Raw genomic sequence first — 26568 nt, 5'->3', positions numbered from 1 at the left:
CCCGATGACGTCCGATACGAGAGCGAAAATGGTGGCCGGGGCCGCCGATCTGATGAGCCGCCGCGGCGTGAATGCGACGAGCGTGCGGGAGGTCGTGCGCCACACCGGCACGCCGCGCGGATCGATCAGCCATCATTTTCCCGGGGGCAAACGGCAGCTCATCGAAGACGCCATTGTCTTTGCGGGCACCCAGGTCAGCGGTCCCCTGCGACATCTCACCAGCGAACGGGGTGCCATGGCCGGCCTGCGCGCCTTCATCACGCTTTGGAAGAGGACGCTGGAGCAGACGAATTATCAGGCCGGATGTCCGATCCTGGCAGTTGCCGTCGAGGAATATGTCAGCGATCCCTCCGATCAGGAAGCCGCCGGCGGACAGGGGGTCCAGCGCCATCTGCTTGATCTCGCTCAGGGCATCTTTGCGGACTGGCAGCAGATCCTGTCCAATGCGCTGAAGCAGGAAGGCCTCACCGCGTCGCGCGCGCGGCGGCTTGCCACGCTGATCGTCGCATCGGTCGAAGGTACGGTCGCCATGTGCAGGGCTGCGCGTAGCGCCCACCCCCTGGAGGAGGTCAGCCACGAGCTCGAGCTCCTGCTAAAGAGCGCAATCGACAAGCCATAGCGTAGCGAGAGCCGCACAGGTCAACGTCAGGCTCCCTCGTCAAGCGCCACCAGTTCGCGCTTTCTGCGCAGCGCCGGCAACAGCGGTCCGATCAGCAGCACCAGAGCAAGCGCGAGGCACACCGCCGAGATCGGCCGCGTCACGAAGGTGCCGAGATCGCCCTGCGAGAGGATCAGCGACTTGCGCAGATTGTTCTCCAGCATCGGTCCCAGCACGAAGGCCAGCACCAGCGGTGCCGGCTCGTAGCCGAGCTTGCGCAGGAAATAGCCGATGATTCCGAACGCGATCATGACGTAGACGTCGAACACGTTATTGCCGCTGCAATAGACGCCGATGATGGTGAAGAGGATGATGAGGGGGAACAGGATGTTGTAGGGCAGCTTCAGGAGCTGCACCCACATGCCGATCATCGGCAGATTGAGCACCAGCAGCATCAGATTGCCGATATACATGCTGGCGACGATGCCCCAGAACAGCCCGGGGTTCTGCGTGATCATCAGCGGTCCCGGTTGCAGCCCGTGAACCACGAAGGCGCCGAGCAGCAGCGCCATCACCACATTGGGCGGAATACCGAGCATCATCAGCGGAATGAACGCGCCGCCGGCTGCGGCGTTGTTGGCCGCTTCCGGCCCTGCGACGCCTTCGATGGCGCCATGGCCGAAACGTTCGGGCGTCGCGGAGAGCCGCTTCTCCAGCGCGTAGGAGGCAAAGGACGCCACGACGGCGCCGCCGCCCGGCAGGATGCCGAGGAAGAAACCGAGAATGGTGCCACGGCCGACCGGGCCGGCGCTCGCCTTCCAGTCCTCCTTGTTCGGGAGGAGCCGGGTGATCTTGGCATTGATGATGTCGCGCTTGATGGCCTGCTCGGTGTTGAGCAGCACCTCGGCGACGCCGAACAGGCCCATCACGACCGGCACGAGTCCGATGCCGTCCATCAGTTCCATGCGACCGAAGGTCAGGCGCGGCTGCGCCGTAATGCTGTCGAGCCCGATCAGGCCGAGCACGACGCCGATACAGGCCATCAACAGCGCCTTCGCCATCGAGCCCTGGGTGAGGAAGGTGAGCACCACGAGCCCGAGCGCCATCAGGCTGAAATACTCGGCGGGACCAAAAACGATGGCGACGCTGGCGAGCTTCGGCGCGACCAGCATCAAGGCGACCAGCGAAAAGGTGCCGGCGATGAAGGAGCCGAAGGCGGCGATGCCGAGCGCGGGACCCGCGCGGCCCTGCTTCGCCATCTGGTGGCCGTCGATGCAAGTGACGACGGATGCCGCCTCGCCGGGGATATTGACCAGGATCGAGGTGGTGGAGCCGCCATACATCGAGCCGTAATAGATGCCGGCCATCATGATGATGCCGGATTCCGGCGTGCCCGAGAGCGTCACGGGCAGCAGCAACGACATCGCCGAGATCGGCCCGATGCCCGGCAACACGCCGACCAGCGTGCCAATGAAGACGCCGATGAAACAGTAAAGCAGGTTGATCGGCGCCAGTGCGACCCCGAAGCCATGCGCGACATTGACGAGAGTATCCATGACCGTGCTCAGCCGATACCGAACATGCCGGACGGGAGCTGAATGCCAAGCGCTTGTTTGAGCAGCCACCACATGCCGACGGGAACGAGGATGGAAATTGGAATCGCCAGCGACCAGCGCACCGGGTCAATCAGGCGCATCAGCAGCAGTGTCAGCGGAATGGCGGCGAGCAGGAAGCCGAGTGGATCGAGCGCGATGGCGAACCCGGTGAGGCATGCGATGACGATGACCGGCTTGGCCCAGCGCGCATCTTTCCAGCGCGAGCCGAAGGTCGGCCCGCCTTCGGTGATCGCGGCAACGATGATCGTTGCAGCGAACGCGCACATCAGGATGCCGGCGTAGAACAGCACGAAACCCGAGCCGGGATCGTGGATCGTGCCGAGCTTGAGCTTCAGGCCGGACCGGATCACGAAGATGCCGAGCCCGAGCCCGATCAGCCCGCTCCAAAGCTCCGAATTGTCGAGGCGGACCTTGACGTTGCTATCGCCGCTCATGGTCAGTTCTTCTTGCCGAGCCCGAGTGCATCGATCACCTTGCGTTCGGAGTCCGTGACCTCGACGACGAACTTCTTGTAGTCCTCGCTGTTCTTGTAGTTCGGCACCATGTCGTATTTGGACAGCGTCGCGACCACGGCCGGATCATCCAGCGCCTTCTTGAAGGCGTCGTGCAGCTTGGCGACGATCTTGTGATCCATTCCCTTCGGGCCGGCTATGCCGAACGGCGAGTCGTAGACCACGGGATAGCCGAGCTCCTTCAGCGTCGGCGCGTCGGGAAAGTTCGGCGAGCGGCTCGCGGTCCACACCATCAGCAGGCGCAGCTTGCCGGCATCGACCAGCGGACGCCAGCCGGTGGCGTCGGCCTGCAGCATGGTGTGCTGGCCGAGCACCGCGGCATTCGTCTCCGCGCCGCCCTTGAACGGAACAGCCGCGAGCTTGATGCCCGCGAGCATAGCGATCTGCTCCATGCCGACATGTGGCGAAGTGCCCACGCCAGGCGTCGCATAGGTGACCTTGCCCGGATTGGCCTTGGCGTAGTCGACCACGTCCTGCCATGTCTTGAACGGGCCTTCCGCACTGGTCGTGACGCCGAAGGTGTAGCCCGAGAGGTGGATGATATAGGTGAAGTCCTTCGACGGATCCCAGGGGGTTTCCTGCATCAGAGGAAGGCGGAACACCCCCATTGGAAGCTGAGCGATGGTGTAGCCGTCAGGTTTTGCGGATGCAGCCATGGTAGCCGGGCCGACCGTGCCACTGCCCCCGGCCTTGTTGTCGATCGCAATCGGCTGTCCCAGTACCTTGGAGGCCTTCTCGGCGATCGCGCGCATGGTGAGGTCGGTCGATCCGCCGGCCGGCCAGGGAATGATCAGCGTGATCGGCTTGGTCGGGTATTCCTGTGCGCCGGCGTAGACGGGCACGAGCATGGCGAGCGCCGCGATCGCAATCATCAAACTGCTGCGTTGAAACATAAGATCCTCTCTCCAGTGGTTCGCTCGGGGCCAAGCTCGTGTCTTCATGTGTCCTGCCGGCGGCTTCGTCATCGGCACCGTGAATTACCGCCCCCTGGCGAACCACGACTGCCGATGGCTTCTCCCGCCTCAATCAATTCGCAGTGCGATGGAGTTGATGACGTCCCGCCATTTTGGAATTTCCTGCGCCATGAACGTCCCCAGATAAGCGGGACTGCTCGACGGCGCCGGGATGATTCCCTGCGCATCGAGGATCGGTTTGATCGAGTTGTCGTTCATGGCGGCGACGAAAGCCGCATTGAGCTTCTCGATGATCGGCTCAGGTACGCCCTTTGGGGCGACGACGCCGAAGAACACGCTGACATCGAAACCCTTCAGGCCCTGCTCGTCGAAGGTCGGCACATCGGGCAGAACCGGCGTCCGCTCGATCGTCGTCACGCCGAGCGCGCGAAGGAGTCCGGCCTTGATGTGAGGGGCGGAGACGAAGATGTCGGCAAAGCTCATCTGAACCTGGCCGCCGATGAGATCGTTGATCGCGGGTGCGCCGCCGCGGTAAGGCACATGCAGGATGTCGGTGCCGGCGATGGCATTGAACATGACGCCAGCGAGATGCGTCGATGCGCCGTTGCCGGACGAGGAAAAGCTCAATTTTCCCGGATTGGCTTTCGCATACGCGATCAGCTCCTGCACATTCTGCGCCGGCACGGAGGGATGCACCGAGAGCACGTTCGGCATCTTGCCGATCATGATGATCGGATCAAAGCTCTTGATTGGATCGTAGCTCAGCTTTGCGTAAAGGCTTACGTTGATGGCAAGCGGGCCCGACGTCCCGAACAGGAGGGTGTAACCATCGGCCGGCGAGTTCGCGACGAAGTCGGCTCCGACGTTGGCGCCGGCGCCGGCGCGGTTTTCGACAATGACGGGCTGGCCGAGCTTGGCCCGGACCCCCTCAGCCAGAGATCTCGCCAATGCGTCCGTCGGTCCACCTGCGGCAAAAGGCACCACGAATTTGATCGGTCGCTCGGGAAATTCCGCCCTCGCCATCGCAGGCATGGATAACGCAACGGCTGACACGAGAAGTAATTTGCGGCAAAGACTGATCAATCCCATAGGCTTCTCCCCTCCCTCGAGGCAAGGCTGGCGCCATGCCGTTTCCAACTCCTCGCCGGTTGAGTGTGTGACCACGACATCATCGCGCCCGCACGTCCGACTGTTGTTCTTGGAAGATTGTCAGTTCGATCAGATCACGCGTATGTCACCGTCACGCTGCCGAAAGGTCCGAAATCCGCGACGAACGTCTCTCCGGCCTTCGGTCTCAACATTCCCGTCACGGTGCCGGTGCTGATCATCTGCCCCGCTTTCAGACCGATGCCGGTCCGGGAGAGCTCGTTGGCGAGCCATGTCACCGGCACGATCGGATGGTCCAGCGCGATCGCCGCATTGCCCTTCCGCCTCAGGGTCCCATTGCAGGTCAGCACGATCTCCTGGCCGGCAATGTCGCGCTGCCGCCAATTCTCGATCGGCGGACCGTATGCAATCGTCCCGCTGCCGGCTCCGTCCGCAAGGATAGCGGGCAAAGGAGGAAACGCGGCGTCGTGGACGAAACGACACTCGGCCAGCTCCACGCCCGGATGCAGCGAAACGACGGCCTGCTTGACTTCTTCGATGCTGTAGGGAGCTTCACGCGGCGGAAGATCGGCGCCGAGCAGCGCCTGGTACTCGACTTCGGGAATCGGACTGCACTGACGTGCATACTCGACCGTAACTGGCGACGCCTTGATGAGCGGCGCGTAGACCCGGCCATAGATCGGCGAATCCGTACGCAACTCGCGCTGCAGCACTTCCTTCATCGCTGCGATCTTCCAGCCCGCGACGGTCCAGCCGAGCTCCTCCTCGACCATGCGCGCGACGCGATAGGCGGTCGGCTTGTCCGGCGGCACGAGGCGCTGGTCGAGGCCGCTCTGCTGGCGTCCTTCGCGGCGCAGGGTAGCAAGCAGGCGAGCGAGTTCGCGTTGGGCCGACTGATCCATCGCGATTACCTCACCAGCAGCGCGGCCGCGCGCGACAACGGCACTGGCGCCTCATCCAGCAGCAGGTCGATGGCCTCGTCCTCCCAGCGCTGGCTCTCCAGGTTCAGCGTGTTCGGCTCTTGCAAGCGGTGCTCCAGCACGAAGCGCGCGAGCAGCAGGCGGCGGGCGTCGCCGCCGGATGCACCCAGACGCAAGCCCTCCTGAATGAACAGCGCGGCGGTGACAGCGTGATAGAGCTTGCCCGCCGCGGCCCGGCAGAAGCGCTCATTCTCCTTGCGGGACGCGACCTCTTCCGCAAAGCGCAGCGCGCCATTGACCGCGCCATCGAGCCGCGTGCGAAACTGTCCGGGAATGCCCTGTGTATCCGCGAGCCGGGTGAGGAGATCGTCGCGCAAGGCGGCGTGCGCGCCGACCTTTCCAACGGCGCGCTGCACGGCATCGAGCGCGTTGATGTTGCTGGTGCCCTCCCAGATCAGGCCGAGATGGGCGTCGCGCACCAGCCGCGCGTTCGGCCAGTCCTCGATATAGCCGTTACCGCCGCGCGCCTCCATCGCACCGGTCGCCACCGTGACGTTGTCGCGGCAGGCCCGGTATTTGACGATCGGCGTCAGCAGCCGCAGCACCTTCTCCGGTGCGGTTGCCGAATAGAGCAGCGCGGACAGCGCCTGCTCGGTCGGCACCATCAGTTTGACGAGCTGCCGGCGCATCAGGGGATGATCGACCACTGCGCGGCCGAAGGCATTGCGGTGACGGGAGGCCTGCAGCGCTTCGTTGAGGCAGCGGCGCATCATGCCGGCGGCGCGCGCCAGATGCGAGACACGGCTGGAATTCACCATCACCAGCATATGCTTCAAGCCCTGATCGAGCTCACCGAGCTGATAGGCGACGGCACCATCGAACACGATCTCGCCGCTGGCCATGGTGCGGCTGCCGAGCTTGTCCTTGAGCCTCACGATGCGATAGGCGTTGCGGCTGCCGTCCGGCAGCGTCTTCGGCATCAGGAACAGGCCAAGGCCGCGCCCGCCGCCGACTGCGCCCTCCGGCCGTGCCAGCAACACGGCAAGCTCCGCATCGGCGTTGGAGCAGAACCATTTTTCACCATAGAGCCTCCAATGCGCGCCATCGCGCACGGCGGTCAGTTCGGCCGCACCGACATCGGAGCCGCCCGCCTTCTCGGTCATGAACTGCGCGCATTTGAACAGCGTGGCCGGATCCTGGCTCCACATGCGTTGCAGATAGCGCTTTTGAAGCTCGTCGCTGCCGAAACGTCGCACCAGCTCGGACGAGCTGTCGGTCAGATTCACCGGGCACAGCAGGCCGAACTCGGCTTGCGAAAACAGGTAGTGAAACACGTATTTTGCGATCGGCGGCATCACCGAGGGCCAGCCCAGCACGCCACCTCGATTGCACATCGCGTGCATACCGAATTGTCCGAATGCGATCCGCTCCATCTCCCGGTAAGCCGGGTGGTATTCGACCCACTCCTCATCGCGGCCATAGCCATCGCGCGGATGCAGCACCGGCTGATGGCGCTCGGCCTGATCGGACAGATCGTAGAGCTTACTTCCGGCAAGCGCGCCAAGCTCGGCGAGATGCGGCCCGAGATGCGCCAGCAGCGGCGCTTCCATGTACAGGGGAAGCAGATCCCGAATGCTCCGGTCGATCGCAAAGTAGTTCAGCCCACGGCAGGTGGGCGCTAACGCCATCGAGCGTCGGGACGACGCTTCGCGACGGGCCAAACCGGCATGAACGGTCATGAGCTTCCTCTCCGGACGGACGTATCTTGGGCGGGGCGGACCCCGGGCCAGTGTTCGGGTATGACTTGACAGCGCTCCACGCAAACGACTTCTTGGGCGGGCGCCTTGAGCGAAACTCAAGGCCCGGTCATCCCGCGGGGCGCACCATCATGGCTTCACGACGACTTCCTCCACTCCATGCCGTGCGGGCATTCGAAGCGGCCGCACGACACCTGTCGATCACGCGAGCCGCCGACGAGTTGAACGTGACGGTCGGCGCAGTCAGCAGGCACGTCCGCGCACTCGAGGTGCGCATGGGCACCGCGCTGTTCCTGCGGGGGTCGCGCGGCCTCGTCCTGACCTCGGCCGGCAAGGGGTTCGCCGATTCCACCCGCGAGGCCCTCGATCGCATTGCGGATGCCGCTGAAGGCCTGCACCTGCGGCAGTTCAGACGGCTATCCGTCGGCGTCTACGGATTCTTCCTGTCGCGTTTTCTCCTGCCGAAATGGCCCGGCCTCCAGGCGGCACATCCTGAGCTGGAGATCGATCTGCACACCAGCGCCAACCCGGTTGATCTTCTTGCCAGCCGCTACGATGCCGTCATTGCCGTCTCGGACGGCGAGCCGAGAGCCGGCCTCGTCACCCGGCCTCTGCTGCCGATCGCCACCGTGCCGGTCTGCTCGCCAGCTCTGCTGAAGGATGGCGCGCTGGATTTCGCGTCCGTTCCGCTGCTGCACAACAGGCCGCGGCCCGACGACTGGCGACGCTGGCTCGACCACGCGCAGCTCACCAAGGTGCCGATCCGCGGCGGAAGCAGCTTTGAAAATCTGGGGCTCGCGATCGAGGCCGCTGCGGCCGGGCTCGGCGCCGCCATCGCCATCGAGAGCCTGCTCGCTCCGGATCTTGCACAACTCAATCTCGTCAGAGCGCATCCCGTGATCCGGCCGACGCGGCGCCATTTCGTGCTCGAATATGAGCAACGCATGGCGGACGATCCGGCGGTCGCGGCCTTTGCCACGTGGCTCTGCAACGCCTGCAAGCAACAGGGCGCCAACAAGGCGGCGGCCAGGACATCCTCGCGAAAGCGTGCAAACGATTGAGTTGAGTTTCACTCAAGGGACACCGCGAAAACCTCGTTTGCCAGCCTGAACCAGCTCTGACACAGACCCTCCACAGCAATGATGGGGGAACGCCGGATGAGGCTGTATTCGGGATGCTCGTCGCGCGCGCTTGCTCCGATTGCCCGGCCGCAAGGGACAGCGGCCGACCTTCATGCAGATCGGCGTTTACGAGGCGGTGCGTCACTATCTACAGGCCGTGGAGGCGACCGGTCGGACGACGCAAATCAAGTCGTCGCAAGAATGCGCGCAACGCGGATCGAGAGCGCCTTCACGCATGGCGCCACGATCCGCGAGGACGGCCGCGTCGTCCGCGACATGTACCTCGCCCAAGTCAAGGCCCCCAAGGACTCCAAGGGAGAGTGGGACCTCTACAAGATCCTCCGCACGATCCCGGCCCAGGAGGTGACCATTCCGCTGACCGAAAGCGCCTGCCTGCTCCTGAAGCGCTGACGCGACATCAAACATCCAACTCCAACATCCGAGGACAGCATGACGACACCCGAGAACGAGTGGCAGTATCCCTACGGCACCAAGCAGCGCTACCACCTCCAGCACGTACATCTGTTCGCATCCAACGTCGATGCGACAATCGCCTTCTACAAAAAGTGGTTCGATGCCGAGGTGAAGTGGGATGGCGACGTTGCCGGTGCGCGCAACGTCTTCATCAAGGTCGGCATCGGCGCCCTGCATCTCTATGACCAGTTGCCACGCGGCGAGGGCAAGAATGCCGTCCATCATCTCGGCATGCAGGTCGTCGGCATCGACGAGCTTTACGAACGCATGACCGCTGCGGGCCTTCATGTTCCCAATCCGATTCGTCGCCTCGGCGGAGGCGGCGGCTATTTCATGCTCGGCGCACCCGACGGGGTCGTGATCGAGATCTTCGAGCCCGGCAAGCTCCGCGAGACCGTGGTGCGTGACTATTATGGCTTCGGAGGATGAGGCCCGTGGACACCGCTCCTCCGCTCGATACCGTCGCCGACCATGCTGCGGAAACTCCAGCCACTGCCCTGACATTTCGTGGACGTGACGGCTGACGGTCTTTTCGCCCACACCCGGTAGGTCGGCGACAACTTCAATTCCGTGCTCGCGCAGATGAGCAGCCAGCCCGGACCGGCGCGCACGCAGAAGCACGCATGCCTTCCCACGAGGTCCTGCTAAATCACAAGGCAAAGTCCCGAAAACAGCAGCAAGCCAAGGATGATACGTTTGAAGGCTGCTTCGTTGATTCGACCGAACAAGACGATACCTGCAGCCGTTCCCGCAGCTAAGGCGGGCAGAGAAATGCCAAAGTCGATCAAGACTTTTAAGGAAAGGCTGTGGTGCGAAAGCATGAGAGCGAGGGCAAAAAGTTGCATGACCCCGATGTAGGGTTGAACCAGGCCGCGCTGCTGCGTTTTCGGAAGACCATGGATATCGCACCAGATCGCAGGAAGTGCGCCAGGCATCGCTGTCAACCCGCCGACAAGGCCGCCGCCAAACCCCACCAGCGCGTTCCTGCTCTGGCTCTCCATCTGACGCAAGTAGGCAGCCGTCGGCCGCACCAGGGCGTATGCCGCGTAAAGCGACACGAGCGCTCCAAATCCCAATCTGAAAATGCCTGTATCCACGTTCTGCAGGAGATAGATCGCAATCGGAACGCCTAATAGTCCACCAGCGATGAAAACCAGGCTGGTTCTCCATTGCATGCTCTTGCGGAGCGCATACAGATTGGCGGCTTGCACGGTGATGCTGCAGGCCATCATCAACGGCACAGCTTCGATAGGCGGAAACACGTGTAGCAGGATGGCGCCAGCGACCGCCGAGAACGCAAACCCGGAAAGGCCAGACACGAACGCGCCTGCAAACACCGCCCCGCTTAGCACAAGATAAACCGCTATGTCGGACATGACACCGCTTCCTAAAGATGCTGGTCGTCGTGGATGGCGGGACAGCGTCGGGTCGTTCGAGCTCACTCAAACGACAAACAACCAATCCATCTAGTCGCCTTGGATCGCTGCCGTTGCCGGCTCGATCGGTCGAATACTCGGCGCCTGATGCAGCGTGCGTTCTCCGACGACGTGCAAAATGCCGAAGCCAACCAGGACAGCCATTGTCCACGCCTTGAGAGGTGGCGCAGCTCGCCGGGCGCGGGGGTTATCGGCAACTCCCCTGTCCAGATTACGCATTGTGCGCGTCCGAAAATTCAACGAAGCACAGTCCTTCGCAAGCAAATGCCGGTACTCTCCGATTACGCGTTTCGCTCCAAGGCGCCGCGATACGTGAAGGGAGACGAGAATATCGTTGAGGACGCTTCGCACCTTGCTGTCGAGAATAGATATTGAGGGAGCTAAATCGCGCGATTGATGACACATCGTCTGCTTCTCATATTCGAGCGTCATGCTTTAAACTCGAAATTGATTATCGCTGCTGGGCGAAATAGCACCGTACCCAGCGACGGCGGCAATGACATCCACGTGGATATCACTGGGGCAATCCGCGAGCGATACGGCAGATGTCGTATTTCGTACCCGGCTGGAAGGGAAAGCCGAAAGACCTTTGTCGCCACAGGTAGTGGCGCGGTGGGCGTCCGCGCGGAGATACAACCTCAACCGTGGCCGGTTGATCGCCAATTTTGGCAGCAAGCTACGCGTGCTTTTAGCAGCCGCTCTTGATTGATTGCTTGCGATCTACATAGGCGGCAACAATCGCTTCATTCAATTGCTCGCCGGCGATCGGCTTGTGGAGAATACGATGACCGCTGGCGCTGGCTTCCTTGATGCGCGCCGGCGAGGTATCGCCGGTCACGATGATGGCAGGCAGGGAGCGGCCGATATAGGCGCAAAGAGCCTCGATTGCGTCCTGGCCAGTAGCACCACCTCCGAGGCGGTAGTCGGTCACAATCAGATCGACCGGCGCATCGCCGGTCGCCATTGCCTCCGCATGAATCTGTTGCACCTCGGCTGCAGACCGGCCGGCATAGACCCGATGGCCCTGCAGCGTGAGCAGCTGCACCATGACATCGAGAACATCCCCCTCGTCTTCCACGACCATGATGCTGATGGCGATATCTGCAGGTGGCGCGCTGTGATCGGGCAAGGGAGGCGCCACTGCACTGGCTTGCGGAACCGTAACGGAAAACATCGAACCGCGATCGACGACGGAAACCAGCTTCAGCGGATGTTGCAGCAGTGCGGCGGTGCGGCGAACGATGGCGAGGCCAAGGCCAAGGCCTTGGGTGCGATCCCTCGCCGGGTTCTGCAACTGCACGAATTCCTCGAAGATCATCGCTTGCTGATCTGCGGGAATGCCGGGGCCGGTATCCCATATCTGGATTTCCACCGAGGCACCGCGCCTGCGGCAACCGAGCAGAACGCCACCGGACCTCGTGTATCGAAAGGCGTTCGACAGCAGATTGCCCAGGACCCGTTTCAGCATCATGGGATCGCTGTCCACCTGGAGACGGCTTTCAACGACACGCCAATCCAGGCCGCGATCCTTCGCTTCGGGAGCGAATTCATTGCTGAGCTGGTTGAAAAGCTGGGACAGATTCACCGTCTCCCGCGCAACAGTGACGACGCCGGCATCAAGACGGGAGATGTCGAGCAGTCCGTTCAGAAGGGCGCTGAGATTTCCGACGATGGATTTTGCCTTGCCTGCCAGATCGCGTGCATCGCCGGACTGGACAACGCCGCGGTGGCCCAGCGCCGCCAGCGTGGCAATCAGAAGACTCAAGGCATGGATCGGCTGGCGCAGGTCATGACTGGCGGCCGCGAGGAAACGCGTTTTCGCGCGGTCCGCGGCTTGTGCGCGGTCGCGTTCTTCCTGGAGGTGGCTAACGAGCTCGACATTTTCCAAACGCAACCTGATGCTCTCATGCAGCATGCGGTACGTCGTACGGCAGTAATAGAGATTGATGGTCAAAAGCCCGGCGAGCAGGGCGAGATATGCGCCGGAAATATCGCCTCCATTGGTGATCGAGCGTACCGTGAATGGCAGCATCGTTGCGACGATCGAGCCGACCAAGGCAGGCGGAAAGGCCGAGAGCGACGGAACCGTGCCGCAGATCAGACCGGTCAAGACAACAGCAGTGAATGAAAAAAGAATGGGCTCCTCGGGACGGAAGCCAACCCAACCGAGCATTCCCCACAGCAGGCCCGACACGCAGGAAAACGCAGCCGCAAGCCAAGCCCATCGCAACACTGAGGTCGGCTCTCTAACCCGCTTGAAGAACCGGCGCGCCGCCAGGACGCGTATGGCGGTGAGCAGATACACCGCGCCGAGCCATCCGATCAACCAGCTTGCCGGTACGGCGCTCCTCAGCACGGACGCTGCCGCTAGGGAGATGAGAACGTTGGAAGCCACCACTCCATAGGAATTGCGATACAGGAGTTCAACGAGCGCCTCGCGTATCTTGTCCTCTTGCATCGAGACCTCTCCGCGCGCCGGCCGGTGCGGCGGCTTCGTTTGCGAGTTGCCGTTGCGCTAACCCGCTGGAAGGCCGAGACGAACCGCGTAGGCGGTCAACTCAGCGCCATTGTGCAGGTCAAGCTTCCGCATGAGATTTTCGCGATGTTTCCGGGCGGTGAGCGGGCTGATGCCGAGACGGCTGGCGATATCGCGGTTGGTGGCGCCGTGAGGGATCATCGCCAGGATTTGCCGCTCACGCCTTGTCAGCGCGACCGGAGATACGATCGCGGCGATCGGCTCCGGGATTTCGTTCGGGCCGCCATGGTGGTCCACTGCGAAGCGAACCTCCTCCGCAACATAGAGGTTGCCTTTTCTGATGGCATCGATCGCAGCAACGAGTTCGGACGGATCGCCGCTCTTGGTCAAATAGCCGCTCGCGCCCGCGGAAAAAGCTGCTCGAACGGAACGCGGCTCGACATTGGCGGTGAGGACAAGAACCCGCAGCGCCGGCCAAACGGTTCTCAGGTGAGCTATGAATTGAAAGCCGCTCACACCCGGCATGCCGAGATCAAGGATGAGAAGATCGGCGGAGTTTTCGTTCAGCAGACGATGAACAGCCTCTGCGTCCGCCGCCTCTCCGCTGACAATAAGATCATCCACGGTCGACAGGAGCTGCTTCAGACCTTCCCGCATGATCGCGTGATCGTCAGCAATGATCGTCCGCACCGGTCCGCACCTGTGTTGCCTGTCAGCAACGGTATTAGGGTATCAATCAACTTCAATCAAGGATTGGCATTCCACCAATCCACTTGCCGGACGTGGTCACCTAGGCAATTTTCGGTGGCCCTGCTCCATAGCCGTGTCGCGCCGCTGGCGGCAAGTGGACGTTGATCCTGGTCGATTCTCCGTCGAATTTGAATCTCTTCTGGTGGCCGACGCCCGCGTTCCGGCTTTTCAAGAGCAGGCTCCACGCCACTTATGGTTGTACTTGCTATGCGAGGGTGATCGCCGAGTTACGCGGCAAAGTGCCGGGGCTGCATCTTCGCAGCATATGGTCCCCGCGTCGGCAGCGCCTCGGGGTGGTGGGCGCACCAGGGCTCTGGGACCCGCTGATTAGGAGACAGCCCCGGGTTGAGAACAATCAATGACTTACTGGTCGCGCCACTGGGCTTATCCGACTGAAAGTGAGCATTCGTCGCACGATCATAGTGCTTCGTTTTACCGGCTACCGTCCGCGTGGTCGGAGTGAACCCTGGCACCGAGTTGGCACCCTATCTCTTGAAGCTACCCTTCGAGCGGCTCCGCGGCTTAGAGCCTTTTCCGTTTCGATTGATCGAATCCTCGGGTACCCTATTCCAGCCGCGTCGGCGGAACTGCTGAAGTTGATAGATGGCTGCATGGAGAGCGGAGATGGGCCGGCTCGATAAGCAGATGGATCCCTTCCATCCTGCCGCCCATCTGACGACGGCGGATCGCGTTCCCGAAAATCCAGAGCTTGAGCAAGTCGACACGAGGTCGTTCGTCGATCCGGCCCGCGAGGAAGCCACCTCGTCGCCTGCGCATTTTGGGTCGGGCCAGGCGGCGACCGGCGTAACGGGCTCTACCAATTGGATCGACCGAGGACGCCGCATCTGGCGGCGCCATCTCCAGCGCGATCAACTCCCCCGGACGACCGGAGGGTCGATGGGAAACTTCGAGCGTTGGTTGATCGCACTACTGAGTGTCGGCTTCATCGTGAGCTGCGTTTGCGCGATCATCGTCTTCATGCAGGTCAACGCGCGCAAATTGGAGATCGCAACACTGCAACGTGACATCATCGCGCTCAAGCTACGCGTAGCCAGGCTCGATCAGATCGCAAGCACCAATGAGATACGTGAAAAGGCAAGCAGCGGAACACCCAAGCCGCCGTCGGAGACCCAACCTGACCAGGCTCCGCTCATCCTGTCACGTGAAGAGATTCAGCTTATCCGAGACTATATCAAGCCTGCACCAGTTGCTGGCCCAGCGACTGAGACGATAAAGGTCGGCGAACCCGTCGTGGGAGAAACCGTTCCCTTTCCCTCTCCGATCACGGAGAAGGTGCGGAAACTGCTCGGCGCGCGATTTACCGTTCGCAATGGCGTTGTTGTCATCATCCGGAGCGGCAGCCGTTACGCTGATGCTGTGATTGGGCCAAACTGACGAGAACTGGCCGCGATCGCAGTAGCCGATCGACCACCTAAGGCTGGTTGTTTGGTGGTCTTTCAATGAACCGCCGGCTGCCATTGAGAAGCTCGAGGTTATTGGCGATGACCGGATTGCCTGGATCGAGCGAATAAGCCTTCTCGAACTTCCGTCGCGCCGCACTCAGATTGCCGCGCAGCATGTACGAATACCCCTGGTCATTCAGGATCTGAACGGTTTCGCCTCCCAGCCGGATCGCTTGGGCATAGGCCTGATCGGCCAGGTCGAAACGACGCAGCTTGTCGTAGCTCGCTGCGAGACCAATCCAGGCCGTGACGTCCTTGGGTGATTTCTCGACGGCGTCCTTGAAATAGCGCTGTGAGAGCCCGTAACTGCCGCGATTGTAATGCTCCAGGCCCAGCCGCACAGGCTCGTCCGACGGGTAGTACTTGACGTCCGTCGGCTCCTGCACCGGGTCCCCACCCGGTGGCTCGACGGGAGCCACGATGGCAGCCTCTCTCGTGGTATAGTCACATGCCGCAAGGCCTGGCGCCAGCCAGCAACAGGTCAGCAGTAGAATGGCACGTCGCATAATTTTGTCCCCCGCCCGGCCCAGCGGACGCACTGCACCGCACTCAACTGTCCCGTCGCTAAACTCATTTACCAGAAGCCGCTACCTGCCCGCTGCCCCGCCGACTGGCACCGATACTCCCGCCGATGCTCCCGCACCCAATCCAGTTATGTTGACATTCTGCGTGACCGGAGGCCGCTGGCCCATGAGTTTCGTCGGATCGCCCATGTCGGGAAGCTGATCCACCGGCTGTTGCTGGTTGCCGTAACGCGTCACGGCCGAGCCCACACGTCGAGCGTCGTAGGCGATCCGGCGATCACCGACGTATCGCGGCCATGGATGAATTGTATGGGTCACGGCGTTGACCTGCTTGGCATCGCCGGCGGTCATCGTGATGCTGTCGGAACGCTGAAAGTAGCGGTCCACCTCGTCATGACCGGCGACGCCGTAACATCCCCCGAGGAGGAAGGGCGCAAACAGAGCCAGATACCTGATCGTCATCTCGCGCGTCCTCTAGTTTAGAGTTTTGACGACCGTCTGATCGGCACTCGCGGCCGGGACGACGACGGGGGTCCGGACTTCAGGCGCGATGATGTGGCCATACGGCCCCTTCACCTCGCCTCCGGAATTGACGTAGTCATTGTACCGCTTGCGGACTTCCATCTGACCATTGAGGAAGAAATCGACGTCGTTGGCCGGCAGGCGGGAGTCGAGTGGCGATGCCAGTTGCTGACCGGGTGCCGCCGGCGCGACCAGGCGCGGCGTCACGATGATCACCAGATCGGTTTCCTCCTGCTGATACGATTTGCTGCTGAACAGGCTTCCAATCACCGGCACCGAGCCGATCCAAGGCAACTGCGAGACGTCCTGGCGATTGCGGGTCTGCAACAGGCCGGCGATGGCAAAGCTCTGGCCATCGCGCAACTCAACCGTGGTTCGCGCGTCGCGGCGGGTCAGCGCAGGAACGGTCGTCCCCTGGATCGTCACAGCGTTGGCGAAATCAAGTTCGCTGACCGACGGCTCGACGCGAAGATTGATCACACCGCGCGAGAGCACAGTGGGGACGAAGGCGAGCTCAACACCAAACTTCTTGTAGTCAATTGTGATGGTGGGAAAGCCGTTCTGCGTCTGGGTCGGTATCGGCACTGGAAACTCGCCGCCAGCGAGAAAGCGGGCGGCATCGCCGGACAGCGTGGTCAGATTTGGCTCCGCCAGCCGGCGTGCCAATCCTTTGGTTTCCAGCGCCGAGATCAACAGGTCCACCGAGCCCCCGCTGCTGGTCCTGATAATGCTGGTCAACAAGCTTCCGAACGGCGCCGGCGCAATGCCCCCTGCAGTACCGGCGAGCGTCCCGAGAGTCCCGAGTATCGGAAGGCTGCCAGCAGGATTGGCGCCAACGGGAGTGCTGCTGGCACTAAGGTTGCTAGTGCCGCCGGTGGTGGGTACCCTAGTGAGACTATTGACGCCACCGATGGGTGCCCGCCCGACGGCCGTGGTTGAACCAAGACCGGTATTGCCGACGTTGGTACCATTGGCATTCGCCGCGTACAGATTGACGCCCAGGTTGCGTCCAGCCTCCCGGCTCACCTCTAGAAAGCGCACCTCGAGCATCACCTGTTGCGGCGCCGCGACGCTCATCGCGTTAACGACGACGCCCCCTTTCGCGACCGTGCTTGTGGCGATCGCCATGGCCCGCTCGGCCGTAACTGCGTCGGCGGCGACCCCGCTGAGCACCACCTGGCCCTCGGAAGCCGACACGCGGATACCCTGCCCGCCGGTGCTGGTCCGGATGTTCTGCTGTAGATTGCCGGTATCGATCACGACCTCGACGTCGAGGATCCCGATCTGCTTCATCGAGCTGTCGAACAGGATGACGTTGGTGGTGCCGGTCTGCTTGCCCTGCACGTAGATGAGATGATCGCTCAGCGACTTCACGTCGACGATGTCAGACGAGCCCGCCACGATCGTCGCAAAGGCCGTGTCGACCTTGAAGGTACGTGACTTGTTGACGACGAGCTTGACCCGCTGGACGTCATTCATCTCGCTGACGATGACGCCGCCGGAGGAGCCCCGCCGGTCTGCAGCCGCCGCGCGGTCGGCGAACCCAGAGGAGGCGAGCGCCGCGCCCAGACCCATCACGCCGAAGGCGAGAAGCCTCCCGGCCCTGTTACCCGAAACGCGATCGCCACTCATCCGAGTCCCCCCACTGCGATCCACGGAGATCCCCGCAAATCTACGTGCCCGACGTCCTCAACATTTCCCCTCTGCGCACCACGTCGCAGAGCTTACAATCTGTCCCACTACAATTCGTTACTTCGTGTTTCCAAGATCATCCTCCCTCATGCAGGCAGCTTGCAAGACGAGATACTTACCGCACCGCCGCAAGCAGAAAGAAAACCCTTCGATGTTGCCAGCGCGCATCATTCTCACTGGTTGTGGGGAACTATCCCGCAGCACAACCGCTCTTGGCGCGCGCTCCCGTCGTGGCTTTGCGATCGAAGGACAGTCGGTGGCACGCTTGGCGATTCGCCTGGCCGAGTAATTCCGCCCCCGCGCGTTTGGTCCGCACGCCGCGTCCACGAAAGCTGTCGAGCGAAACATGTCAGGCGTGCTGCCATATTTGTACTAGAAGGGAATCTGGTTGGAGGCGCTCGGCGCATTGAGCGCTGCGCCCCATATGGGCATCAGCATCGTGAAGTTTGCCTGGGAAGCTGTAACGCTCAAGCTGTTGCTGTTGGCCCCCACGGTCAGCGTTGGCGTCAGACCTCCGAAAAACAGGAAGGGGGCCGCGTTCTGCTTGGCAGCGGTGGACAGGGGATCCCCGGTGCAGCCGGCCGGCGACTGCGGCGGGCTTTGAAGCAAGGCAGGCGTATAGCAGCTGATCATGACCGCACGGGCGCCAGCACTCGCAAGCGTCCGCAAGGATTGCATCGTGATGGCATAGCGCCCGAGATCGAAGATGGCGAACATCAATGTGAAAAGCGCCACGGACACCATGATAAATTCAAACGGCGCCATACCGCGATTGTCGAGCTTTCTCATCATTGCACCAAAGCGACAACCTGGGTGTATACGATGGTGGCCGGATCACAGCCTTGCGTGCTGAGGTAGCCGCCACCGCTCATGTCGAGCGTTTTCGCGATCACTTGCGAACAGGTCGTGTTCGTACTGGCAGTCGTACCGGCCCAGCTAACGTCGACGTTGGGGAAGTAGATAGCCCCGCCCAGGCTCACCAGACCGCCACCGTTTATGGTGACCTTGTTGCTGGTCTTGCTCGGAGCCTGATCATCAATCAGGACGCCATTGAGATCAGAGGAGAACGTGTTAGTGGCGGGTGCGGAGAGATCAACCGTACCCCCGTTGATGGTAAGCTGCGAGTCTCCGAGCAAGACGAGGGTTACGCCCGCGCCTTTCAGTTGTCCGCCGGTGACCTTTATGTTTGCCTTGTAGAAGAAATATGTTCCCGGGTCCAAAACGTACTTGTCGCCGTTCTGCACCGTGAAACTGCCGTAAGCTCCAGTCCCGGCGCTATTCGGCGCGCAATGCTTCCACCCATCCGCCTGAAGGGTGCATGGCATATTTGTATTGCCCGTCCTGCTGTTGAACGATGCGGTGTCCAGTTTGCTGAGCGGATTGTTAGCGTACGTCATGAAATAGTTGTACGGCACGCCAACATTGCTGCAGCTGCTTGAGGGGGTGCAGCCATTTACACCATAAACTGCCCATCCCGAGCCGGTGAACGTTGGAGTGCTGGCAAGTTGAACACTGGTATCCGACATCAGAGCGCAGCCAGTTCCGTTGTTGCTGAGGTTACCAGCAAGCTTGAGTGCGCCTGAGTCAGGTCCAAGCGCCAGGACGCAGGCCTTGGTCGGCTGCTGAACCACTGCAATGGCTTGGGCGGGGATGTCGACGGTGGTCAAACCCAGCACTGCCGCCAAGTACGCCGGTTGTTGCTGGCTGACTCTAGCGCGAACGGCGTTGCCCGTGCCCGCAACGGGCGTTGTGAACGTGCCCGCATTGTAGTTGCCGATATCGATCTGCACGGCCCGCGATATTCTGCTCGGAAGACTAGGCACACACGTGGTGCCAGGATAGGGCGTGCTGTCATTCGGGCTGGAGTTGCAAAACCCATTCTGTGCTGCGAATTCCTTGCCGCGATAATCCACCGTCTGGGGTTCGCAGGCCGCACCCGCCATCGTACATGAAAGCCGCAATGCGCCCGAATAGGCGGCCGAGTCGGCGGCGTTCTGCGCGTGCTGGCGGGTGACGTACCACGATCCTGCCTCCGCCCCGAGTGCGACCGCTCCGATGAGCGGCACGAGAGCGATGACCGTTGCGAACGCGACGGAGCCTCGTTGGGAGCGGAGCAGACTACGCATGGAAGCCACTACTGGAAGCGTTCTGAGTAAGGCAGCGTGTAGGTACAAGTGGTGGGACACAGCACCCCTCTCCACACAATTGGAGCCAAAGTGATGGTTGTCGAGAATGTAATGTACTTGGGAGACGCCAGATTGCCTGGCGAACAGGTGGCCCCTGCGTCTCCGCACAAAACCTGAAGGTTGCTGATCGCATGACCAGCGACTGTGGTCTGTAGCCCTGTCTTCCAGCTCACCGTGCCGTCAGGGGCGAGCGGATTAGCGTACTGCACATACTGCCCGAAGGAGCGCAATGCGCTCCATGCGGAGATAAACTGGAAGCCCGCAGCAGCCAGGTCGGCGAGCGGCATGAGCAGGAACGCCACCAAAACCGGGTAGACGATCAATGTCTCAAATGCGACGGCGCCGCGCTGATCCACGACGAACGACCTCTTGTGGCTCATGAGTTGACCTCGACCGATACTCACCTTCCGGTCGTCGACCGGAACAGAACTCACCAAACGTAAGGGATCACTCTCCAGCGCGATGCTTCGTAACCGGAATATTCCAGGCAGTTGCGACGTAGCAGGTCCTCTTCGTAATAAATCCGGCAAACCTGAACGCCGATATGCAAGACGAGCAGGACCGCAGTCAGCGGTGTCGGGCTTCTCAGGACCACACCCAACACGGCGATTTCTTCCGCAAGGTAGAGCGGGTGCTTGATCCATCGATACGGACCCGTTTGCACCACGTTGCGCGCCTGTGGCACCAGACTGAACGACCTGCCAAGATGTCGGATGGTGACCAGCATCATGATCATGCCGATCAACACGCACACGGTGGACGCCAGGTTTGGCAACGCCTTGTCGGTTTCGCCGAAGAAGGCGATCGTCCAGGGCATATAGGTGCCGACGAACGCCGCTATCCTTGGGAGACGGCCGTTCGCTTGCGCCTTCGCCGGCGGCCGCGTGATGACCAACAGCGCCAGGAGCACGTAAAAGACAGCGAGGCAAACACTCGACAGGAGCGACGGCCAAGGATCATCAGCCGATGATCCGATCTTGATCGCCACGCCAAGCGCCAGCAACATGAACCACATGCCGCCGAACAGCTGCATGGTCCGGTCGTAAGAGGACGTTTTCGGAAGGGCGATCGTGCTCATGGCTACTTACCGAAGCTGGCGAACGAACGCACGAGGTGCAGAATGGGACTTCCACCCAAAATGACGAACATGGCTGGAAGCAGGAACAACACCATCGGAATGGTCAGCTTGGCGCCCAACTTGTGTGCTCTTTCTTCAAGCTTGGTAATGCGTTCGCGCCGGAGGTCGACGGCGATACTCCGCAGAGCCTGCCCCACCGGCGTTCCGTATTGCAGGCTTTGGCCGACCATGATTCCGAATCGGCGAAGCCCATCCGATGTAGATCCCAGTTTCTCGAATGCGTCGCTGCGGCTTGGCAGGATCCGGAGATCATCAAGAAGGCCGCTCATGACCCGGGCTATAGCGGGATTGGTCTCTTGCATTTCTTGCGCGACGCGTGCCAGCCCGCTTTCCAGGCCCATTCCCGCTTCGCTGCACACAACCAGCAAATCGATCATGTCCGGCGTGCCCAGTCGAATGGCGGCATCAAACCGCCGCTTCAGTACCGCCAGTATCAATCGCGGCGCTAGAATCCCGATCGCCAAGCCGATAAGTGTGAAGACCATCACATCCAGCAGTGCCTTCCCGAGAAGCTGAGCGACACACCCGGCGATGATCGGGCATAGCGCCATGCTGACGGCTTTGACACCGATCCAGGTCGGCAAGGCTCGATGATGATTGAAACCTGACGATTGAAGGATGGTTCGTAGCTGATCCAGATTTTCCTCAGCGTAGAAGCGACGATACCGCATGCCGAGTGACGAAAACCAACCGGTCAAATCCTGGAAGGGTGCAGACCGGCCAGCAACGCCCATCACGGCGTTTGATACCCGGGCGTCCAATGTACGAATGTGTATTTCGCGGATAATCAACATGCAGGACGCGGTTGCAGCCACGACTGCGAGGGCCACCAGACTGAGACCAGAGGTCATAGTTCTGTTTCCCTTCTGACCATCCAACTTATCACCAGGGCTCCGACAAGCACCGAAAGGACTGCGTAAGCCAGCAGCTTGTTTCCAACCGGATCGGTGAACAACAGATCAACCGTTTGCGGATTGGCTGCGTACAGGACCCCGCCTGCAATCAAGGGCGAGACTGTCAGCGCTCGTGAGGAAAAGATCACCTCTCCTGCCAGCGCCTTGGCGCGAGCGGCCAGCGCAACACGTTGCCTGACAGTGTCTCCCAGGTTCTGCAAGGTCTCGGCCAGGCTGCCACCGGACTTCAACTGCACGGCAAGTGTCACCGCAAAGATCGCATACTCCGCCACCTGCGTTCGCCGATAGACAGCTTGGATAGCTTCCTCGGGGGGTCTTCCCAAATTCACTTCGCTGCATACGATGGCAAACTGCCCGGCCGTTGGCTGCGGCATATCGCGCGCGAGGGCACGAAATGCCTCGTGCACAGGCAGACCCGAACGCACGGTACTCGTCACCAGCTGGATCGCATCAGGCAGCTGTCGAAAAAGCTGAAGAGCGAAGCGACGCTGCTGCCATCCGAACAGGGCTCGTATCACAATGAGGGCCGCGATTGCGGCGACAATGGACACGTAGACAATGGAATATCCCAGCTGGCTGTTCGCATAAAGGATCACGGCTGCTCCGAATGCACCTGCGAGCAGCACATAGGCCGGATGCATCACGTAAGGTATATCGGGATTGTAGTTGGACAGCCGATTGAGAAACTGGTCCTGTGACCCGCTCTCCAAGCGGCGAATGGATGGCAAGTTGGCCGGATGCGACGTTGGCAGAGCAACCGCCAACCGGCGATTGATGCGTCTTTCCCGAGCGTCGAGCCACAACGAAATGGCTGCTGCGCACATCGCGAGCGCCAGAACAGTGACGATCACGGACTCCAGCGTCATATTTGCCTCATGGCCTCGGCCCACGCACCATCTAGCCCGAAATAGACAAGCCGGCTCTTGAACTTCGGAGTTGCAAGGTTGGACTTATAGCTGCCCGATATCCGCCCGTTCACATCCTCCTCCTGATACTCGAAGACTGCGATGTCATTGGTGGTGATCACCTCCCCTTCAAGGCCGATCACCTCGCTGATCTGAACGATACGGCGCTGCCCGTCCCGCATGCGTTCGACCTGCACAATGAGATCCAGCGCAGCGACGATCTGACTTCGAATGGCGCGCGACGGTAGATTGACCTGTCCCATCTGCACCATGTTTTCGATGCGGGTCAGGGCATCCCGGGTACTATTCGCGTGTACCGTGGAGATCGAACCATCATGGCCGGTGTTCATCGCCTGCAGCATGTCGAATGCTTCGGAACTGCGCACCTCGCCAACCACGATCCGGTCGGGACGCATGCGCAGGGCATTCACCAGCAGATCGCGTTGTGTCACCTGCCCTGTCCCCTCGAGGCTGGGAGGCCGGGTCTCCAGGCTGATCACGTGCGGCTGCTGAAGCTGCAGCTCCGCCGCGTCCTCGATCGTGACGATACGTTCGGTGTGATCGATGAACTGGCTCATCGCGTTCAGGAGCGTCGTCTTGCCGGATCCGGTGCCGCCGGAGACCAGAACATTGAGCCGCGAGCGGGCCGCGATCTCCAGCAATTGTCCGATGGCCGGGGTCATCGAGCCGTTTTCAATCAATCCGGCGATGTCCAAACGACGGCTTGGAAATTTCCGGATGGAAATGCACGGACTATGGATCGCCAGCGGCGGGAGGATGATGTTGACCCGGCTGCCATCCAGCAGGCGACAATCCACCATCGGACTGGATTCGTCGACGCGCCGACCGACCTGCGCGGCAATCTTCTGAGCGACGGAGGCGATGTGATCATTGTCGCGGAAACGCACCGCAACTCGTTCCAGCCTGCCGCTTCGCTCCACGTAGATATTGCTTGGGCCGTTCACCATGATATCGCTGATCGACTGGTCCAGCAGCAGCGGACGGAGCGGCCCGTAGCCCGTCATGTCGTCGGCAATTTCGTCCGCGAGCTGCAGCTGCTCGCGGCCCGACAGCTCGAGCCGTTCCTGGTTGGCAATGTGATGGATGATCTCTTCAATCTGCCGCCGGAGAACCTCCCGCGAGACGGTTGCGGCCACCGCGGGTTCGATCTGCTCAATCACCCGTTCACGCAGCGAAGGTGGAATGATGGGTTGGTGGATCGCAGGTTCGTCACGCCTTGGCGCAGGTGACGGCACGTTCGGTGCGGCTGCAGTCGCGCCGGCCGACGGCAACGGCAAGCCTATCGCAGATGCAGGGACGCCTGCCGCCAATACGTGAGCTGGTGCGTCGTCTTCGCGCCTACCAAACTTCTTCATCGCAGATGTGCTGTGAGCACCCTCCTCCACCAGCTAACCCGCTCGGCAGCGACACCGCTGATCTCCCGCACGATCGGTGCCAGGTGACGCCGCAATTTTCTGACGTGTTTCAGAGCTGGAATTCCGAGATTGAGCGCCTCGGTCATGCCCTTGCCGAGATCGGGAACGACGATGTCGGGCTCTGCACCCAACGCCTTGACAACCGCCGCCCTCGGAAGGCCCCCGGGACGACCGGCCCGGTTGAGCAAGGTAAAGACCCGGTCCTTGCCCGCGATGTTGATCACGGCGGTGCGTAGCGCATGGGCATTGCGAAGTCCGGTCACCTCGGATTCGAGCAGCACCATCACATGACGGGAAAGCGCAATCACGGGATAGATCGACGGCGGAAATGGGACGGGTACATCGACGACGATGTAGTTGAACCGTTGACGCAGCAGACCCAGCACGTGTCGTATGCCAGCTTCCGTAATTTCGAGCTGCGCATCGAGGTCCTCGTCGGCCGAGACCAGGCAAACCCTTTCATTGACTTCGATTGCCGCGCGCTCGAGGAAGAGTGTGTCCGCCCGCGTCGGATTTTCCAGAGCGATACGCAGCCCCGGCCCGGGACGAACACCCAGCATCACGGCGGCTTCGCCGCCCTGCAGATGAAGATCAAGCAGGGCCACCTTCGCCTTGGTTGTCTCGGCAAGCTGCAGCGCCAGATTGATCGCGATGCTCGTGGCACCGGCGCCGCCCTGCGCCCCGCAGATCGAGACCACGTGCCCGCCACGATCGATCTGGTTGGCTGCGACGTCGCCGAGAAGCTTGGGGCGCAGCTTGTCCAGCACCAGATCGCGCGTGAGCGGCCGCGGCAGATACTCGGTCAAGCCGAGCTCCAGGAGCTCACGGTAGAAGGTGATCTCCCGGTTGTCGCCGATCACGGCTACGCGGACATCGGGCGGACAGACGCCGGCCAGTCTTTCCAGTTCAGTAAAGGGATCATCGATGCCACTGATGTCTACCACCAGCGCGAACAGATCCGTGTCGGTTTCGAGCATCCGTATGGCATTGCGGATCGTGCCGCGCCTGATCGAGAGATTGGCGCCCTCGAGCCCCTTGCGCAACGCCGCGGCGCTGAGCTCATCGTTTACGAAGCCGATGATGCGGTTACGCGTGACGATCGACGTCGATTCTTCAGGCGGGGTGGCTATGGCAATGTTCATCACCGTTTCTCCGACAACCTGTTATCGTAACCCGCCGCCGTCGCAGTCGGGCGTACAGTTTCCGATGCACCGTCGCAGCTGACGAGAGCGTCTTCCTCTTGCTTCCTGACCGTGTATTGCTTGACCTCGCCGCCTGAATGAACGACCACTGCCGTTCTCTGTGCGGAAATTGCATACTGGCGGGCAAGTTCAGGCGACACATCACAGCTCGACATCGCGCCGGTGTCTGCCTTGTCCCACTGATCGACTGCTGCGCGCACGGCCAAGGAGAGCGTCCCGAGCTGCTTTGCGACAGTGACTTTCTTGACCTGCACCTGCGTAAGCTCCAGTGACACGGTCTGGGTTTGCTTACCTGCCATCCCGCTGATGGGTCGCGCGCCCTGCACGATCTCCTGATCAATCGCGATGACTCGAACATTACGCAGAACGGTTTCGCTGAGGGCGCGGCGCGCGGTATCGACTTTCTCGAAGACCTGGGTCAACACGACGTCGACGTGATCGCCTGGCCTGATGAGGCCGGAGACACCGGCCTCCTCGTCAACCTTGATGCTGATGGCGCGGCTGTCTGGCGCCAGGACACTGGCGAGGAAACCTCGATCCCGCGGACGCAGGATATCCTGCAACGTAACGGGACTGCCCGCTTCGACGAAGTTGCGGATGAGTGAACCGGGAAGTCCGGCCTTGGATTCGGGATTTTCAAGGATAGCCCCTTGGGGAACGCGCTCCGGTGGCACCGAGCGCACGGCGAAATCCTCTTCGCGGGCCAACGTCCCCCTCGGCAATGGTCGTGCCGCGACAAAGTACCCGGCGGTCGCCGGCGCCGCCGGCGCGAGGGGCGCCGCTGTCACCTGTACTGGGACCGGAGTCTGCGCCTTCGGCAGGTTCATGCTATAGGCGATCAATCCGAACGCTGTGGTTGCAAGCAAAAGCACCACGATGATCGACAGACGCAGCGCGGATGACAT

General features: G+C 61.5%; 27 protein-coding genes. 5 read left to right on the top strand and 22 right to left on the bottom strand.

Translation table 11 applies throughout. The features are described from left to right. Window positions 1-4: 4 nt before the first annotated feature. On the top strand, window positions 5-619 hold the full coding sequence (locus tag GGD65_RS10490; RefSeq protein ID WP_183235225.1) for a TetR/AcrR family transcriptional regulator: 615 nt from the start codon (window positions 5-7) through the stop codon (window positions 617-619). 26 nt (window positions 620-645) lie between these two features. Here the strand turns inward: GGD65_RS10490 and GGD65_RS10485 are convergent, their stop codons facing one another. From GGD65_RS10485 to GGD65_RS10460, 6 genes are all read right to left on the bottom strand, one after another. Continuing rightward, window positions 646-2154: a tripartite tricarboxylate transporter permease gene (locus GGD65_RS10485; protein ID WP_183235224.1), complete on the bottom strand. Its 1509-nt coding sequence runs from the start codon at window positions 2152-2154 to the stop codon at window positions 646-648. Between the two features lie 8 nt (window positions 2155-2162). Then, on the bottom strand, window positions 2163-2648 hold the full coding sequence (locus tag GGD65_RS10480) for a tripartite tricarboxylate transporter TctB family protein (RefSeq protein ID WP_183235223.1): 486 nt from the start codon (window positions 2646-2648) through the stop codon (window positions 2163-2165). A 2-nt stretch (window positions 2649-2650) separates the two neighbouring features. After that, entirely contained in the window at window positions 2651-3598 is a 948-nt protein-coding gene (locus GGD65_RS10475; RefSeq protein ID WP_246783259.1) for a tripartite tricarboxylate transporter substrate binding protein, read from the bottom strand. A 150-nt stretch (window positions 3599-3748) separates the two neighbouring features. Then, window positions 3749-4588, bottom strand: a complete 840-nt coding sequence (locus GGD65_RS10470; protein ID WP_246783246.1) for a tripartite tricarboxylate transporter substrate binding protein — start codon at window positions 4586-4588, stop codon at window positions 3749-3751. Window positions 4589-4863: 275 nt separating this feature from the next. Beyond that, a complete protein-coding gene (locus tag GGD65_RS10465; protein ID WP_179735964.1) occupies window positions 4864-5649 on the bottom strand; it encodes a 2-keto-4-pentenoate hydratase in 786 nt (261 codons plus the stop codon). A gap of 5 nt (window positions 5650-5654) precedes the next feature. Beyond that, entirely contained in the window at window positions 5655-7355 is a 1701-nt protein-coding gene (locus tag GGD65_RS10460) for an acyl-CoA dehydrogenase family protein (RefSeq protein WP_183235220.1), read from the bottom strand. A 200-nt stretch (window positions 7356-7555) separates the two neighbouring features. Between GGD65_RS10460 and GGD65_RS10455 the strand changes: the two genes are divergently transcribed. From GGD65_RS10455 to GGD65_RS10445, 3 genes are all read left to right on the top strand, one after another. After that, complete coding sequence (locus tag GGD65_RS10455; protein ID WP_183235219.1) at window positions 7556-8485, top strand: LysR substrate-binding domain-containing protein; 930 nt, start codon at window positions 7556-7558, stop codon at window positions 8483-8485. 261 nt (window positions 8486-8746) lie between these two features. Further along, window positions 8747-8956, top strand: coding sequence for a hypothetical protein (locus GGD65_RS10450; RefSeq protein WP_183235218.1), 210 nt, complete (start codon window positions 8747-8749; stop codon window positions 8954-8956). 39 nt (window positions 8957-8995) lie between these two features. Continuing rightward, entirely contained in the window at window positions 8996-9448 is a 453-nt protein-coding gene (locus tag GGD65_RS10445) for a VOC family protein (RefSeq protein WP_018318119.1), read from the top strand. A 215-nt stretch (window positions 9449-9663) separates the two neighbouring features. On the opposite strand, the gene GGD65_RS10440 is transcribed toward GGD65_RS10445, so the two are convergent. The 4 genes from GGD65_RS10440 to GGD65_RS40950 form a co-directional block, all read right to left on the bottom strand. Further along, window positions 9664-10395 carry a sulfite exporter TauE/SafE family protein gene (locus GGD65_RS10440; protein WP_183235217.1) on the bottom strand — a complete coding sequence of 244 codons (732 nt, stop codon included), beginning with the start codon at window positions 10393-10395 and terminating at the stop codon, window positions 9664-9666. A gap of 90 nt (window positions 10396-10485) precedes the next feature. Further along, window positions 10486-10887 carry a hypothetical protein gene (locus GGD65_RS10435; RefSeq protein WP_183235216.1) on the bottom strand — a complete coding sequence of 134 codons (402 nt, stop codon included), beginning with the start codon at window positions 10885-10887 and terminating at the stop codon, window positions 10486-10488. Between the two features lie 256 nt (window positions 10888-11143). After that, window positions 11144-12913 carry an ATP-binding protein gene (locus GGD65_RS10430; protein ID WP_183235215.1) on the bottom strand — a complete coding sequence of 590 codons (1770 nt, stop codon included), beginning with the start codon at window positions 12911-12913 and terminating at the stop codon, window positions 11144-11146. A 57-nt stretch (window positions 12914-12970) separates the two neighbouring features. Then, window positions 12971-13621, bottom strand: a complete 651-nt coding sequence (locus GGD65_RS40950; protein WP_183235214.1) for a response regulator transcription factor — start codon at window positions 13619-13621, stop codon at window positions 12971-12973. Between the two features lie 684 nt (window positions 13622-14305). Here GGD65_RS40950 and GGD65_RS10420 point away from each other — a divergent pair. Then, window positions 14306-15076 (top strand): hypothetical protein, encoded by a 771-nt coding sequence (locus GGD65_RS10420; RefSeq protein WP_183235213.1) that lies wholly within the window; start codon window positions 14306-14308, stop codon window positions 15074-15076. A gap of 37 nt (window positions 15077-15113) precedes the next feature. On the opposite strand, the gene GGD65_RS10415 is transcribed toward GGD65_RS10420, so the two are convergent. From GGD65_RS10415 to cpaB, 12 genes are all read right to left on the bottom strand, one after another. Then, the gene (locus GGD65_RS10415) at window positions 15114-15563 is read right to left on the bottom strand and encodes a tetratricopeptide repeat protein (protein WP_246919628.1); all 450 of its coding nucleotides are present in this window, start codon (window positions 15561-15563) and stop codon (window positions 15114-15116) included. 168 nt (window positions 15564-15731) lie between these two features. Continuing rightward, complete coding sequence (locus tag GGD65_RS10410; RefSeq protein ID WP_018318126.1) at window positions 15732-16130, bottom strand: hypothetical protein; 399 nt, start codon at window positions 16128-16130, stop codon at window positions 15732-15734. Between the two features lie 12 nt (window positions 16131-16142). Further along, window positions 16143-17822 (bottom strand): type II and III secretion system protein family protein, encoded by a 1680-nt coding sequence (locus GGD65_RS10405; protein ID WP_092253231.1) that lies wholly within the window; start codon window positions 17820-17822, stop codon window positions 16143-16145. Window positions 17823-18254: 432 nt separating this feature from the next. Further along, window positions 18255-18674 carry a TadE family protein gene (locus GGD65_RS10400; protein ID WP_018318128.1) on the bottom strand — a complete coding sequence of 140 codons (420 nt, stop codon included), beginning with the start codon at window positions 18672-18674 and terminating at the stop codon, window positions 18255-18257. Next, window positions 18671-20008, bottom strand: a complete 1338-nt coding sequence (locus tag GGD65_RS10395; RefSeq protein ID WP_183235212.1) for a TadG family pilus assembly protein — start codon at window positions 20006-20008, stop codon at window positions 18671-18673. Before GGD65_RS10395 ends, GGD65_RS10400 begins: the two co-directional genes overlap by 4 nt. Before the next feature lie 8 nt (window positions 20009-20016). Then, the gene (locus GGD65_RS10390; RefSeq protein ID WP_049814884.1) at window positions 20017-20448 is read right to left on the bottom strand and encodes a hypothetical protein; all 432 of its coding nucleotides are present in this window, start codon (window positions 20446-20448) and stop codon (window positions 20017-20019) included. A gap of 50 nt (window positions 20449-20498) precedes the next feature. Further along, window positions 20499-21146, bottom strand: a complete 648-nt coding sequence (locus tag GGD65_RS10385) for an isoprenylcysteine carboxylmethyltransferase family protein (protein WP_183235211.1) — start codon at window positions 21144-21146, stop codon at window positions 20499-20501. 2 nt (window positions 21147-21148) lie between these two features. Beyond that, window positions 21149-22057 carry a type II secretion system F family protein gene (locus GGD65_RS10380; RefSeq protein ID WP_183235210.1) on the bottom strand — a complete coding sequence of 303 codons (909 nt, stop codon included), beginning with the start codon at window positions 22055-22057 and terminating at the stop codon, window positions 21149-21151. Further along, window positions 22054-22986 (bottom strand): type II secretion system F family protein, encoded by a 933-nt coding sequence (locus tag GGD65_RS10375; protein ID WP_183235209.1) that lies wholly within the window; start codon window positions 22984-22986, stop codon window positions 22054-22056. Before GGD65_RS10375 ends, GGD65_RS10380 begins: the two co-directional genes overlap by 4 nt. Further along, complete coding sequence (locus GGD65_RS10370; protein ID WP_183235208.1) at window positions 22983-24401, bottom strand: CpaF family protein; 1419 nt, start codon at window positions 24399-24401, stop codon at window positions 22983-22985. The genes GGD65_RS10375 and GGD65_RS10370 overlap by 4 nt, the downstream gene beginning before the upstream one ends. Continuing rightward, complete coding sequence (locus tag GGD65_RS10365) at window positions 24398-25603, bottom strand: pilus assembly protein CpaE (RefSeq protein ID WP_092253239.1); 1206 nt, start codon at window positions 25601-25603, stop codon at window positions 24398-24400. Before GGD65_RS10365 ends, GGD65_RS10370 begins: the two co-directional genes overlap by 4 nt. Next, on the bottom strand, window positions 25603-26568 hold the full coding sequence (gene cpaB / locus GGD65_RS10360) for a Flp pilus assembly protein CpaB (RefSeq protein ID WP_018318135.1): 966 nt from the start codon (window positions 26566-26568) through the stop codon (window positions 25603-25605). Before cpaB ends, GGD65_RS10365 begins: the two co-directional genes overlap by 1 nt.

It is taken from the genome of Bradyrhizobium sp. CIR18 (assembly GCF_014198295.1).
In the GTDB taxonomy this organism is placed as follows: Bacteria; Pseudomonadota; Alphaproteobacteria; order Rhizobiales; family Xanthobacteraceae; genus Bradyrhizobium.
This window is presented reverse-complemented; position numbering and strand designations above follow the sequence as displayed.